Annotated in this window: 14 protein-coding genes and 1 pseudogene; 8 read left to right on the forward strand and 7 right to left on the reverse strand. The window is 72.8% G+C overall.

What is annotated here, in order from left to right; genetic code table 11:
* Positions 1 to 82 precede the first annotated feature (82 nt).
* The 5 genes from D7M15_RS23840 to D7M15_RS23860 all read left to right on the forward strand — a co-directional run bounded on the left by D7M15_RS23840 (position 83) and on the right by D7M15_RS23860 (position 6,662).
* On the forward strand, positions 83 to 1,306 hold the full coding sequence (locus D7M15_RS23840; protein ID WP_121521288.1) for an arginine deiminase: 1,224 nt from the start codon (positions 83 to 85) through the stop codon (positions 1,304 to 1,306).
* A 139-nt stretch (positions 1,307 to 1,445) separates the two neighbouring features.
* Positions 1,446 to 2,465 (forward strand): ornithine carbamoyltransferase, encoded by a 1,020-nt coding sequence (gene argF, locus D7M15_RS23845; RefSeq protein ID WP_121519381.1) that lies wholly within the window; start codon positions 1,446 to 1,448, stop codon positions 2,463 to 2,465.
* 270 nt (positions 2,466 to 2,735) lie between these two features.
* Entirely contained in the window at positions 2,736 to 3,320 is a 585-nt protein-coding gene (locus tag D7M15_RS23850) for a hypothetical protein (RefSeq protein ID WP_240649444.1), read from the forward strand.
* A 181-nt stretch (positions 3,321 to 3,501) separates the two neighbouring features.
* Positions 3,502 to 4,329, forward strand: a complete 828-nt coding sequence (locus tag D7M15_RS23855) for an enoyl-CoA hydratase family protein (RefSeq protein WP_121519382.1) — start codon at positions 3,502 to 3,504, stop codon at positions 4,327 to 4,329.
* Positions 4,326 to 6,662, forward strand: a complete 2,337-nt coding sequence (locus D7M15_RS23860; protein WP_165906321.1) for a bifunctional salicylyl-CoA 5-hydroxylase/oxidoreductase — start codon at positions 4,326 to 4,328, stop codon at positions 6,660 to 6,662. The genes D7M15_RS23855 and D7M15_RS23860 overlap by 4 nt, the downstream gene beginning before the upstream one ends.
* A gap of 43 nt (positions 6,663 to 6,705) precedes the next feature.
* Here D7M15_RS23860 and D7M15_RS23865 read toward each other — a convergent pair whose 3' ends face one another.
* The 3 genes from D7M15_RS23865 to D7M15_RS23875 form a co-directional block, all read right to left on the reverse strand.
* A complete protein-coding gene (locus tag D7M15_RS23865; protein ID WP_121519384.1) occupies positions 6,706 to 7,122 on the reverse strand; it encodes a hypothetical protein in 417 nt (138 codons plus the stop codon).
* Positions 7,113 to 7,565: a hypothetical protein gene (locus tag D7M15_RS23870; RefSeq protein WP_121519385.1), complete on the reverse strand. Its 453-nt coding sequence runs from the start codon at positions 7,563 to 7,565 to the stop codon at positions 7,113 to 7,115. Before D7M15_RS23870 ends, D7M15_RS23865 begins: the two co-directional genes overlap by 10 nt.
* Positions 7,566 to 7,711: 146 nt before the next feature.
* The gene (locus D7M15_RS23875) at positions 7,712 to 8,017 is read right to left on the reverse strand and encodes a hypothetical protein (protein ID WP_121519386.1); all 306 of its coding nucleotides are present in this window, start codon (positions 8,015 to 8,017) and stop codon (positions 7,712 to 7,714) included.
* Between the two features lie 104 nt (positions 8,018 to 8,121).
* Between D7M15_RS23875 and D7M15_RS23880 the strand changes: the two genes are divergently transcribed.
* The 3 genes and pseudogenes from D7M15_RS23880 (at position 8,122) to D7M15_RS23890 (ending at position 9,525) form a co-directional block, all read left to right on the forward strand.
* Positions 8,122 to 8,952, forward strand: a complete 831-nt coding sequence (locus D7M15_RS23880) for a helix-turn-helix transcriptional regulator (protein ID WP_121521290.1) — start codon at positions 8,122 to 8,124, stop codon at positions 8,950 to 8,952.
* Positions 8,949 to 9,158: a DUF397 domain-containing protein gene (locus D7M15_RS23885; RefSeq protein ID WP_121519387.1), complete on the forward strand. Its 210-nt coding sequence runs from the start codon at positions 8,949 to 8,951 to the stop codon at positions 9,156 to 9,158. The genes D7M15_RS23880 and D7M15_RS23885 overlap by 4 nt, the downstream gene beginning before the upstream one ends.
* A 158-nt stretch (positions 9,159 to 9,316) precedes the next feature.
* Positions 9,317 to 9,525, forward strand: a pseudogene (locus tag D7M15_RS23890) (DUF397 domain-containing protein).
* Between the two features lie 40 nt (positions 9,526 to 9,565).
* Here the strand turns inward: D7M15_RS23890 and D7M15_RS23895 are convergent.
* The 4 genes from D7M15_RS23895 to D7M15_RS23910 form a co-directional block, all read right to left on the reverse strand.
* The gene (locus D7M15_RS23895) at positions 9,566 to 9,922 is read right to left on the reverse strand and encodes a DUF1801 domain-containing protein (RefSeq protein WP_121519388.1); all 357 of its coding nucleotides are present in this window, start codon (positions 9,920 to 9,922) and stop codon (positions 9,566 to 9,568) included.
* A gap of 46 nt (positions 9,923 to 9,968) precedes the next feature.
* On the reverse strand, positions 9,969 to 10,184 hold the full coding sequence (locus D7M15_RS23900) for a DUF3099 domain-containing protein (RefSeq protein WP_121519389.1): 216 nt from the start codon (positions 10,182 to 10,184) through the stop codon (positions 9,969 to 9,971).
* Positions 10,185 to 10,215: 31 nt separating this feature from the next.
* Entirely contained in the window at positions 10,216 to 11,037 is an 822-nt protein-coding gene (locus tag D7M15_RS23905) for a PaaX family transcriptional regulator C-terminal domain-containing protein (RefSeq protein ID WP_121519390.1), read from the reverse strand.
* Between the two features lie 165 nt (positions 11,038 to 11,202).
* Positions 11,203 to 12,930, reverse strand: coding sequence for an AMP-binding protein (locus tag D7M15_RS23910; RefSeq protein ID WP_121519391.1), 1,728 nt, complete (start codon positions 12,928 to 12,930; stop codon positions 11,203 to 11,205).
* Between the last annotated feature and the right edge of the window lie 22 nt (positions 12,931 to 12,952).

Consider the following 12,952-nt stretch of genomic DNA (forward strand, 5'->3'; position numbering starts at 1 on the left):
TACGGTGTCCGCCCGGTCACCGTACGGCCGCCGTGTGATGTACACGCTGGGCTACGCCGCCGACCTCGGACAGGATGGCTCCATGGGATTCCATGTCGACTCCGAAACCGGACGGCTCCGCCGCGTCATCCTGCACCGGCCGGACCTAGAGCTGAAGCGGCTCACCCCCACGAACAAGGACGACCTCCTGTTCGACGACGTCCTGTGGGTGCGCCGCGCCCGGCAGGAGCACGACGGGCTGGCCGACGCGCTGCGCGACCGGGGCGTGCAGGTGCACCTCTTCGGTGACCTGCTGGCCGAGACGCTGGCCGTCCCGGCGGCCCGTTCGCTGGTGCTGGACCGCGTCTTCGACGAGCGGGAGTACGGGCCGCTCGCCACCGGCCATCTGCGGGCCGCCTTCGACGCGCTGCCGCTCCCCGAGCTGACGCAGGCGCTCATCGGGGGCATGACCAAACGGGAGTACCTGGCCGGGCACGCGGAGCCGACGTCCGTGCGGTTCCACGTGATGGAGCTGGACGACTTCCTCCTCGCGCCGCTGCCCAACCACCTCTTCACCCGCGACACCTCGGCGTGGGTCTACGACGGCGTGTCCATCAACGACATGCGCTGGCCCGCCCGCCGCCGCGAGACGGTGCACTTCGAGGCCATCTACAAGCACCACCCGCTGTTCACCGCGAACGACTTCCGTTTCTGGTCCGAGGGCCACGTCTCGTACCCGTCGACCATCGAGGGCGGCGACGTGCTGGTGATCGGGAACGGCGCGGTGCTCGTCGGGATGAGTGAGCGGACCACGCCGCAGGCCGTGGAGACGCTGGCGCGCGGCCTGTTCGAGGCGGGCTCGGCGCGCACGATCGTGGCGTTGGACATGCCGAAGCGGCGGGCGTTCATGCACCTGGACACGGTGATGACGATGATCGACGGAGATACGTTCAGCCAGTACGCCGGACTCGGCATGCTCCGCTCGTACACCATCGAACCCGGCGCCGAGCCGCACGAGTTGAAGGTCACCGACCACCCGCCGGAGCACATGCACCGGGCGATCGCCGCCGCGCTCGGCCTGGACCGGGTGCGGGTGCTGACCGCGACGCAGGACGTGCACGCCGCCGAGCGCGAGCAGTGGGACGACGGCTGCAACGTGCTGGCCATAGAGCCGGGCGTGGTCCTGGCGTACGACCGGAACGTCACCACCAACACGTACCTGCGCAAGCAGGGCATCGAGGTGCTGGAGGTACAGGGCGGGGAGCTGGGCCGGGGGAGGGGCGGGCCGCGCTGCATGAGCTGTCCCGTCGAGCGGGACGCGGTGTAGGCGCCGAAGGCCGTGGCGGGTCCGGGCGGCGGGTCCGGTACCTCTCGCCCGGTTCCTGTCGCCCGGGGCGCTGTATAGCAATACGGTGTGACGTATATGCTTACGTCGTCGTCCCCGTCCGCGATCGAGGAGCCGTCCCGTGGCGATTGACCTCGCAGGCCGCCATTTCCTGAAGGAGGTGGACTTCACCCCGGAGGAGTTCCGCCACCTGATCGACCTCGCCGCCGAGCTGAAGGCGGAGCGCCGGGCGGGAACGGAGCGGCAGCGGCTCCGTTCCCGCACCGTGGCGCTGATCTTCGAGAAGGCGTCGACGCGTACGCGCTGCGCCTTCGAGGTGGCGGCGGCCCAGCAGGGCGCCGCCACCACCTACCTCGACCCGTCCGGCTCGCACATCGGCCGCAAGGAGTCGGCGCGCGACACGGCGCGGGTGCTGGGGCGGATGTACGACGCGGTGGAGTTCCGCGGCAGCGCGCAGGCGACGGTGGAGGAGTTGGCCGCGCACGCCGGGGTGCCCGTCTACAACGGTCTGACCGACGACTGGCACCCGACCCAGACGCTCGCCGACATGCTCACCATGACCGAGCACGGCACCCGCCCCCTGGACCGCACGCGGTACGCGTTCCTCGGCGACGCCCGCAGCAACATGGGCAACTCCACCCTGGTCACCGCCGCCCTGCTGGGCATGGACGTACGGATCGTCGCCCCCCGCGCGCTGTGGCCCCGCGAGCCGGTCGTCGCGCGGGCCCGCGCGCTCGCGGAGCGGAGCGGCGCGCGCGTCACGCTCACCGACGACGTGGCCGAGGGCGTACGCGGCGCCGACTTCGTCGCCACCGACGTGTGGGTGTCGATGGGCGAGCCCGCGGCGGCGTGGGACGAGCGGATCGGACTGCTGCGGCCGTACGCCGTGACCATGGACGTCCTCCGCGCCACCGGCAACGACGACGTGCGCTTCCTGCACTGCCTGCCCGCCTTCCACGACCTCGGTACGGAGGTGGGCCGTGAGATCCACGAGCGCTACGGGCTGGAGGCGCTGGAGGTCACCGACGAGGTCTTCGAGTCCGGGCACTCCGTCGTCTTCGACCAGGCGGAGAACCGCATGCACACCATCAAGGCGGTGCTGGTCGCGACCCTGGCGGGCGCGGGTACGGACGCGGCCTGACCCGCGAGCCCCGCTGGCTGGCCGGTCGGCCGCCGCGGCCCCGGCGGAGGCGCGCGTTCCGCGCGGACGGCCTCGTTCCACATGCCCGCCGTGCGTCCGGACACGGGGCGCCATGTCCCCCGTTGTCACCCCGGGTGCAGAGGTGGGACCGGTGAAAGTTCGTCAGCGGGCTGTGAGTCGGGGTGCGGGTGCGCCACCATGAGGCCGCTCGCCGGAACGGTTGATCCGTTCCGGCGACAGGCAGCCTTCCCCCCACGTGAAGGAGGCGACATGTCTCTGCTGTCGAACACGAGCCGTCGCGTCAGGATGTCCCTGGCCGCGACGGCGGCCGGTGGTCTTCTCGCCGCCGGTGCGGTGGTCGTCCCCGCCGCCGCGAACCCCGCTCCCGCGCAGGCCCCCGCCGCCACCCAGCAGGCGCAGACGAAGGCCGCGCTCACGCCGCAGGAGGTGCTGAACCGGGCCAGCACCTGGCTGACGGCGAACAACGGCGCGCAGGTCCCGTACAGCCAGACCCAGACGTGGTCGGACGGGTACCGCCAGGACTGCTCCGGCTACGTCTCGATGGCGCTCAAGCTCCCGGCGCCCGGCCCCAACACCGTGGGCCTCGCCGGTGACCGCGGGCTGACCACGCCCATCGCGCTCGGCAACCTCAAGGCCGGTGACCTGCTGATCGACGCGGACGGCTCGAACACCACGCGCCACGTGGTGATCTTCGAGAAGTGGACCGACGCCTCGCACACGGCCTACAAGGCGTACGAGCAGCGCGGCGGCCACGGCACGGACCACCGCACGCTGACGTACGGGCTGGACGCCGGCAGCGAGTACAAGCCGTACCGCCCCGTGAAGCTCCAGTGACGCGGGGCTCCTCCGGGAGCCCGTACGCGCCACCGCGACGCCCCGGACCCGGGCAGGGTCCGGGGCGTCGCCGTGTCCGGGGACGTGTACGGGCTCCCGTCGCATATCGCGCGCCGATGACGACAGTCACGGAACGGTGATACGTTCGCAGGGCAGATCCGCGTCCGAGAGGCAGGACAGCATGAGCCCGTTCACCGGTTCCGTGCCCGCCGCCGAGCGGTGGGAGCACCTGAGGGTCACCGAGGACGACGGCACCGTGACCGTCACCCTCGACCGGCCCGACAAGCTCAACGCCCTGACCTTCGGCGCCTACGCCGACCTGCGCGACCTGCTGGCCGAGCTGTCCCGTACGAGGCGGGCCCGCGCGCTCGTGCTCGGCGGTGAGGGGCGCGGCTTCTGCTCCGGCGGCGACGTCGACGAGATCATCGGCGCCACCCTCGCGATGGACACCGGCCAGCTGCTCGACTTCAACCGGATGACCGGGCAGGTCGTACGGGCGCTCCGCGAGGCGCCGTTCCCCGTGGTCGCCGCCGTGCACGGGGTGGCCGCGGGCGCGGGCGCCGTCCTCGCGCTCGCCGCGGACTTCCGCGTCGCGGACCCCACCGCCCGCTTCGCGTTCCTCTTCACCCGCGTCGGGCTGTCCGGCGGCGACATGGGCGCCGCGTACCTGCTGCCGCGCGTCGTGGGCCTCGGCCACGCCACCCGCATCCTGATGCTGGGCGAGCCGGTACGCGCCCCGGAGGCCGAACGCATCGGCCTGATCAGCCAGTTGGCCGACGAGGGCGGCGTACGGGACGCGGCCGACGCGCTGGCCCGGCGGCTCGCGGAGGGCCCCGCCCTCGCGCACGCGCAGACGAAGGCGCTGCTCACCGCCGAGTTGGACATGCCGCTGGCCGCCGCCGTCGAACTGGACGCGTCGACACAGGCGTTGCTGATGAACAGCGGGGACTACGCCGAGTTCCACGCCGCGTTCACCGCGAAGCGGCCCCCGAAGTGGCAGGGCAGGTGACGGCGCCCGGGGCGGGTACGGGCCCGGCGCGGGCCGCCCGCGTCGCCGTGATCGGCGGCGGCCCCGGCGGGCTCTACGCCGCCGCCCTCCTCAAGCGCCTCGACCCCGCCCGCGAGGTCACCGTCCACGAACGGAACGCCCCCGACGAGACGTTCGGCTTCGGCGTCGTCCTCTCCGACGAGACCCTCGGCGGCATCGAGCACGCGGACCCGGTCGTGTACGCGGCGCTCCGCGACGAGTTCGTACGTTGGGACGACATCCGCGTCACGCACCGCGGGCGCACCCTCACCTCCGGCGGCCACGGCTTCTCCGCCCTCGGCCGCCGCCGCCTGCTGGCCGTCCTGCACGCGCGCTGCCGCGAGCTGGGCGTACGCCTGCGGTTCCGTACGGAGGCGCCGCCCGCCGCCGAACTCGCCCTGGACCACGACCTGGTGGTCGCCGCCGACGGCGTGCACAGCGCCACCCGCCGCGCGCACGCCGACGTGTTCGGGCCGCGTCTGACCACGCACCGCTGCCGCTACGTCTGGCTCGCCGCCGACTTCGCGCTGGACGCGTTCCGCTTCGAGATCGCGGAAACGCCGTACGGCGTCGCCCAGTTGCACGCGTACCCGTACGAGGCCCCCGCGCCCGACGGCCCGACCGGCGCCCGGGACGGCGCCTCCACCATCATCGTCGAGATGCGCGAGGAGGTCTGGCGGGCCGCCGGGCTGGACACGCTCGACGAGGCGGCGTCCGCCGCGTACTGCGCGAAGCTGTTCCCCGAGACCCTCGGCGGACGCCCGCTGCGCGGCAACGACTCGCGGTGGACCGCGTTCCGCACCGTCGTCAACGACCGCTGGTCGCACGGGAACACGGTCCTCCTCGGCGACGCCGCGCACACCGCGCACTTCTCCATCGGCTCCGGTACCAAGCTCGCCGTCGAGGACGCCCTCGCGCTCGCCGCCTGTCTGGAGGAGCAGCCCGACGTACCCACCGCGCTCGCCGCGTACGAGGCGGAACGGCGCCCCGTCGTCACCTCCACGCAGCGGGCGGCGCGGGCCAGCCTGGAGTGGTTCGAGGACCTGGGCACGTACGTGGGGCAGCCGCCGCGCCGCTTCGCGTTCAACCTGCTGACCCGCAGCCGCCGGGTCACCCACGACAACCTGCGGCTGCGCGATCCCGCTTTCGTCGCCGAGGTGGAGCGGGAACAGGGGGTGCCGGAGGGCACGCCGCCGATGTTCACCCCGTTCCGGCTGGGCGGGCTGACGCTGCGCAACCGCGTCGTCGTCTCCGCCATGGACATGTACTCGGCGGAGGACGGCGTACCCGGCGACTTCCACCTCGTCCACCTCGGCGCCCGCGCGCTCGGCGGCGCCGGACTGGTCATGACCGAGATGGTCTGCGTCTCACCCGAGGGCCGCATCACACCCGGCTGCACCGGCCTCTGGAACGACCAACAGGCCGCGCACTGGCGCCGGATCACCGACTTCGTCCACACGCAGACCCCCGGCACCGCCCTCGGCGTCCAGCTCGGACACTCCGGCCGCAAGGGCTCCACCCGCCTCATGTGGGAGGGCATGGACGACCCGCTGCCCGACGGCAACTGGCCGCTCGCCGCCGCCTCCCCGCTCCCGTACCGGCCGGGCGTTAGCCAGACCCCGCGTGAACTGACCCGCGCCGAACTGGCCGCGATCCGCACGCAGTTCACCGACGCGGCACGGCGCGCCGCCGGTGCCGGGTTCGACCTGCTCGAACTGCACTGCGCCCACGGCTACCTGCTGTCCGGCTTCCTCTCCCCGCTGACGAACCGGCGCACCGACGTGTACGGCGGCGACCTCACCGGACGGCTCCGCTTCCCCCTGGAGGTGCTCGACGCCGTACGCGAGGTGTGGCCCGCCGACCGCCCGCTGACCGTACGCGTCTCCGCCACCGACTGGGCCGACGGCGGCATCTCCGCCGAGGACGCGCTCGCCGTCGCCGCCGCGCTGGCCGAGCACGGCGCCGCCGCCGTCGACGTCTCCACCGGGCAGGTCGTCTCCGACGAACGGCCCGACCACGGGCGCTCGTACCAGACGCCGTACGCCGACCGCATCCGCAACGCCCTCGGTGTGCCCGTCGTCGCCGTCGGCGCCCTCTCCTCCTGGGACGACGTCAACTCCCTGATCCTCGCGGGCCGCGCCGACCTGTGCGCCCTCGGCCGCCCGCACCTCTACGACCCGCACTGGACGCTGCACGCCGCCGCCGACCAGGGCTACGAGGGGCCGGGCGCCCCCTGGCCACGGCAGTACGCGGCGGGCAGCCGCAAGCCACCGACGGGCCGCACGGACGGGCCGAAGCCACGGCTCGCGCTGTAGCGCGGGTTGTCGTGGGGGCGTGCGGTGCTGTGGGGGTGTGGGGTCAGGGGCGGGTGCGGCGGGGGACGCACCAGTTGTCGAGGGTGTCGGTGAGCCAGGCGAGGCTGACGCGGTATTCGCGGGCGAGGCGGGTGGCGGAGGTGCCTGCTTCGTAGCGTGCGGTGACGTGGGTGCGGTCGCGGAGGAAGTCGGCGCGTGCGGCGCGTACTTGGGCGTGGGTGCGGGGTTGTGCGGCGCGGCCTTTGAAGACGTGGGCGGTGGGGCGGCGTTGGGTTTCGGGTTCGTGTGCGGGGCGGCGGGGGACGCCCCAGGTGTCGAGTTGGTTGCGTAGCCAGGTCGGGGAGACGCCGTAGTCGGCGGCGATCCGGCTGACGGGTTCGCGGGCGTGGTAGCGGCCGGTGATCGTCTCCCGGTCCGCGCGGGCCGCCTCACGCGCGGCGGGGTGCGACCTCAGCGCCACGGGACCACCTCCGTCGCCGCGTACAGGGGGTGTGCCAACCCGCCGATCCGGTGCACCACCGGCTCCGGCTCGACCCTTCGTACGTGCTCGGCGGTCCACCGCGTGGGGCGCGCGGTGAAGGCGTAGGCGCAGTCGGTGTCGGTGAAGGCGGCGAGGACGGGGACACCGTCCTTGAGCTGCCGCCGTGCCTCGTACTGCGCGGTCAAGTCGGCGGCCCAGGTGCGGAGTTCGGTGGGGCAGTCCGGTGCGGGTGTGGTGGTCTCGGTGCGCATGCCGGGCCGTACCCACGGGGAGGTCGTCGGGTCGGGATCCAGGAGGTCCGCGACGCGTACGGCTTGGCCCCGTAGCCAGCGCAGGGCGAGTACGGGGGAGAGGGTCCGGCACGTGGCGACGACGTACTCGGCGTACTCCCCGGTGCCGTAGACCGGACCCCGGGCGCGCACCTCCGCGCAGTAGCGGGCGGGAGGTCCGCCGTCGGTGGCCGAGCCCGCAACAGGCGTACGAGGTACGGGGGTTCGTGCCGCGTCCCAGGCCGCTCGGAGCCACCGGGGCCTCCGCAAGGGGGAACGACCGCGCGATGCCGGGAGGTTCACAGCACCTCACCCCGACTCCGGGCGTTGCAGCGGGCGTTCAGCGCACTGAGGCACTCCCTCGGGTCCGCCAGCCGCACCCCTTCCGGGGGCGCCTCCCACTCCCTCGGGTCCGCCAGCCGCACCCCTTCCGGGGGCGCCTCCCACTCCCTCCCGCCACCGACCGGCCGCAGCGCCCAGAACGGGCCGATGGTTCCGCGGAACTCACCGATCCGGTCCTGGTGGGTGGTGTCCACCACGAGCGTTCCGACGTTGGGCAGGGTGGGAGGTTCCTGCCGATGGGCAGGACCGGACTCACCGGACATGACCGCTCCTCTCCGTAGTGATTCCACTACCAAGCGGCATCAGGGTGACCTAGTCTGAGAAGCCGCTCAACGTGTCAGGAACGACAGAAAAGTTGGTGACGGCGTTGGTCAACCGCAAGGAGTTGCACCCCGACAGCAGTCCGCAGGCCGCTTTCGGCGCGCAACTGCGCAGAGCCCGCGAGGGGAAGGGCTGGAAGCAGGAGGATCTGGCCGCGGAGATGGAGTATTCGAGTACGCACATCTCGGCCGTGGAAACCGGACGCAAAATGCCAACCTCGCGGTTCTCGCGCAGCGCTGACCGGGCGTTGGGCGTCGGAGACCTGTTCCAGCGCAAGTGGCGCGAACTCAGTCACGGCATCCTGCTGGAGGGCTTCTCGGAGTACGTGGGGTACGAGGGCCGGGCGGTCGAGATCCGGCTGTACGAGATCGGCATCATCCCCGGCCTGTTGCAGACCCCGGACTACGCACGCGTGCTGGCGGACAGCGCGGTGCAGCGGGGCGCGATCACACCTGAACAGGCCGATGAGCGGGTGGCGTTCCTGCTCGAACGGCAACAGGCGCTGGAACGAACGCGCCCACCCATGGTGTTCGTGGTGATGGACGAGAGCTGCGTCCGCAGGACGATCGGTGGCTCGGCGCTCATGGAAGCGCAGTTGGAACGGCTGACGGAGTTCGCGGCCCGCCCGAACACGGTGCTCCAGGTGGCACCGTTCGACATGGGCGAGCGGCGCACGTTCGACCTACCCGTTTACCTCTTGACGCTCAGCGATAGGTCGATGCTTGCGTACGCCGAATCGCAGGCGCAGGGACATCTTGACCGGGAGACCTCGGGTGTCGTACCGATGCTGAACGCCTACCATCAGCTACAGGCCGAAGCGCTCTCCCAAGCGTCCTCCGTGGCCATGATCCAACAGTTACGAAAGGGCACCCCATGACGACTGAGACCCCGCGTTGGTTCACGTCTTCGTACAGCAACAACGGCGGTGCTTGCGTCGAGGTTGCCGCGAACTTCGTCGCGTCGCGGGGCGTGGTCCCGGTCCGTGACTCGAAGGTCCCGGCCGGCCCGGTGTTGGCCGTCCCCGCCGCTTCCTTCGCCGCGTTCGTGTCGGGCGTGGCGGGTGGAGAGTTCGGCGCGGTCTGAGACCGTCGCCCGTAGCCGCAGCGGAGCCCTGTCCCGTGTGGGACGGGGCTCCGTGCTGTCATCTCCGCCCCAGCGGGCGGGAGTTGAGGCCGTCTGTTCAGGTAGGTGCGAAGCGGCCTACGCTCGGACCTGAGCTTCTGCGACGGAAGGGCAATCCCGTGACGACCGAACCCCCGCGTTGGTTCACCTCTTCGTACAGCAGCAACGGTGGCCAGTGCGTGGAGGTGGCCGTGAACGTTGTCGCGTCGCGCGGCGTGGTCCCCGTCCGTGACTCGAAGTTCCGTCCGGCCCGGTGTTGGCCGTCCCCGCCGCGTCGTTCGCCGCCTTCGTGACGGCAGTGGCGGACGGCGGGTTCGGCGTCGTCTGAGGCTGTCGGCCGGAAGGTCTATGTCGGCTGGGACGCGGGCTCAGGCGTCGGCGTGCTTCCTCGACGCGGTGGCAAGCCGCGTCACGAGCTGGTCCGGGGCCGGTTTGTGCGGCGGGAAGGTGACGCCGGTCTTGCTCGCCGTGAGGCCCTTCGCCGCGATCTCCTCGGCATGCTCCGAGATCGCCGGGGCGAGGAAGTACACCCCGATCTTCTTGCTGAACGCCGCGTAGCTCGCCACGACCTTGCCGCGCATCCGGAACCCCGGCATGTCGTACGCCACCATCTCCTCCGCGTCCGGGAGGGCCTCGCCCAGGAGGTCTCGGAGGCGCTGGAGAGCCGGGCGGAACGCCTCCGGTGCGGCAGCGATGTAGGAGTCGTGGTCAGGGACGGTCGCCATGGCTGTGCCTTCCTCCGGGGAGAGGAAACTCTAGCCGTGCGGCCGGTCACCGTGCGGGGTCGTCGTCCTCGTCCCACCAACTGTCGTCCGGTTCCCGCCTGTTGCCGACGATCGCGGCCACCGGGGGGATCACCATCGCGACCACGCACATGCCGACCGCGACCGGGACCGACCAGAACCGGACCACGGACCACGCGCCGACGAAGAGGGTGAGGCAGACCGCCATCAGCGCGAAGTAGCGCCTGCGCCGCCGTGCGTACACCCCTCCACCGTACGCCCGCACCAGCGCCCCGCTACCCGGCCGCGCGCAGTTGCGCCGGGTAGCCCGCGCCCGCGTCGCGCAGCCGGTCGTGCAGTCCCGCGAAGACCCGCGCCGACCGTTCGCCTGGCCAGTCCGGCGGCAGCAGCCGCGCGGGCAGGCCGGGGTCGGCGTACGGCAGGCGGCGCCAGGCGTCCAGGGCCAGCAGGTAGTCGCGGTACGCGTCCTCCGCCGGTACGCGTCGCCGCCGCGCCCACGTGCGCAGCACCGGTTCGTGCGCCGCGAGGAACTCCTCGTGCAGTTCCCCGATCGCCGTCAGGTCCCACCAGCGGGCGACGGCCTCGCCGGTCGGCTCGAACCCGGCGTGCGTACCCCGGAACAGGTCGACGTACGGGGTGAGTTCGAGCCGTCGCAGCGCGTGCCGCGTCTCGTCCTCCAGGTGGGACGGGGCGATCCAGACGCCCGGCGCCGCGTTGCCGAAGCCGAGCCGGGCCAGGCGTGAGCGCAGGACGTGCCGCCGTCCGCGTTCGGTCTCCGGTACGGAGAACACGGCGAGCAGCCAGTCGCCGTCGGGTCGTGGCGGGGCGTAGATGCGCCGGTCGCCGTCCTCCAGCAGTTCGCGGGCGGCGGGCGAGGGCGCGTATCCGGCGGAGCCGCCGCTCGCGCGCGCGGACACGAGCAGTCCGCGTCGCTTCAGCCGCGACACGGCGGACCGTACGGACGGCGGGTCGACGCCGACGCTGCCGAGGAGGCGGATCAGCGCGGCGACCGGCACGGTGCCGTCCGGCGCGAACTCGCGCCCGTACGCGCCGTAGAACGTGACGATGAGGGAGCCGGGTGAAGGGTGCTGTGCCACGCGGTCACTCTAGGGACTGTCTGCTGACGAGCGTCGTCCCCAGCGGGGTGCCGGCGGTGGTCGGTGCGTGCGGCCGCAAGGCGGAGGGGCGTCCTCGCAGCGGGCTGCGTGGATGTTCCGACAACGCGGCGGACGTGCTGCCGGGCGCCTCCGGCAAGGCGGGATTCAGCAGGCGGGACCAGGGGCGGCACCGGGCGCCGTCCCGTCCGCGCGCAACCGGAAGCGCTGGAGCTTGCCGGTGGGCGTGCGGGGCAGGGAGTCCGCGAACACGATCTCCCGCGGGCACTTGTACGGCGTCAGCTCCGCCGCGGTGAACTCCCGCAGGCGGTCCGCGGTTTCACTCCCACGGGGGGTGCCGTCACGCAGCACCACGTGTGCCACGACGGACTGGCCGCGTCGCGCGTCGGGTCGTCCGACGACGGCCGCCTCCAGCACGTCGGGGTGGCGCAGCAGGGCGTTCTCGACCTCGGGACCGGCGATGTTGTACCCGGCGGAGATGATCATGTCGTCCGCGCGGGCGACGTACCGGAAGTAGCCGTCGGGCTCCCGTACGTACGTGTCGCCGGTGAGGTTCCAGCCGTCGTGCACGTACTCGCGCTGCCGCTCGTCGTCCAGGTACCGGCAGCCGACGGGTCCGCGCACGGCGAGCAGGCCCGGTTCGCCGTCCGGTACGGGCGTCACGCGGTCCGCAGCGACGACGCGCGCCTCGAAGCCGGGCACGGGGACGCCCGTACGGCCGGGGCGGATCGCGTCGTCGGCGGCGGAGACGAAGATGTGCAGCATCTCGGTGGCGCCGATGCCGTCGATGAGCTTCAGGCCGGTGCGTTCGTGCCAGGCGTGCCAGGTGCCCTCGGGCAGGTTCTCGCCCGCGGAGACGCAGCGGCGCAGCGACGACACGTCGTACGGTTGCCCGTCCCCGTCCGTCGCGCCCTCGCCGTCGTCCCCGTCCGCCCCGCCCGTCCCGCCCGTCCCGTCCGCCCCGGGCGTACCGAGGCGGTCCAGCATGCCCCGGTACGCCGTCGGGGCCGTGAACAGCACGGAGATCCGGTGCCGCCGCACCGCCTCCAGCATCTGCCCCGGCCCGTTCCACTGCTCCAGCACGGCGGCGGCGCCCGCCCGCAGCGGGAACACCACCAGCCCGCCCAGTCCGAACGTGAAGCCCAGCGGCGGGCTGCCCGCGAACAGGTCGTCCTCGCGCGGTCGCAGCACGTGCGCCGAGAAGGTGTCGGCGATCGCCAGCACGTCGCGGTGGAAGTGCGCGCAGCCCTTCGGACGGCCGGTGGTGCCGGAGGTGAACGCGATGAGCGCCACGTCGTCGGCGGCCGTCGGCACCGCCTCGTACCGGTCGGGGTGGTGCGCGGCGCGGCGCAACAGGTCGTCCGGGCCCTCGCCGCCGTACGCGGTCACGCGCAGCCCCGGTACGTCCGCCTTCACCAGGTCGTCGAGGGCGCGGGCGTCGCACAGGGCGTGGTCGACGCGCGCGAGGTCGCAGAGGGTGCGCAGCTCCTGGGGGCGATGCGCGGCGAGCACGGTGACCGCGACCGCGCCCGCCTTCATCACGGCCAGCCAGCAGGCCGCGAGCCACGGTGTGGTGGGGCCGCGCAGCAGCACGCGGTTGCCGGGGAGCACGCCGAGGTCGTCGGTGAGGACGTGCGCGATCCGGTCGACGTGGGCGCGCAGCTCCTCGTACGTCCAGTCCACGCCGTCGCCGGTGAACGCGCGGCGGTCGCCGCCGAGCCGCCCGAGGGTGCCGTCGAGGAGTTCGGCGCCGCAGTTGAGCCGGTCGGGGTAGTCCAGGCCGGGCAGCCCGAAGGTCAGCCGGGGCCACTCGCCGGGCGGCGGCAGGTGGTCGCGGGCGAAGGTGTCGACATGGGCTGACGGGCTGAGCTGCATGGCGGTCGTGCCCCCTTCGGCG

Source organism: Streptomyces sp. Z26 (genome assembly GCF_003665095.1).
Classification (GTDB): Bacteria; Actinomycetota; Actinomycetes; order Streptomycetales; family Streptomycetaceae; genus Streptomyces; species Streptomyces phytohabitans.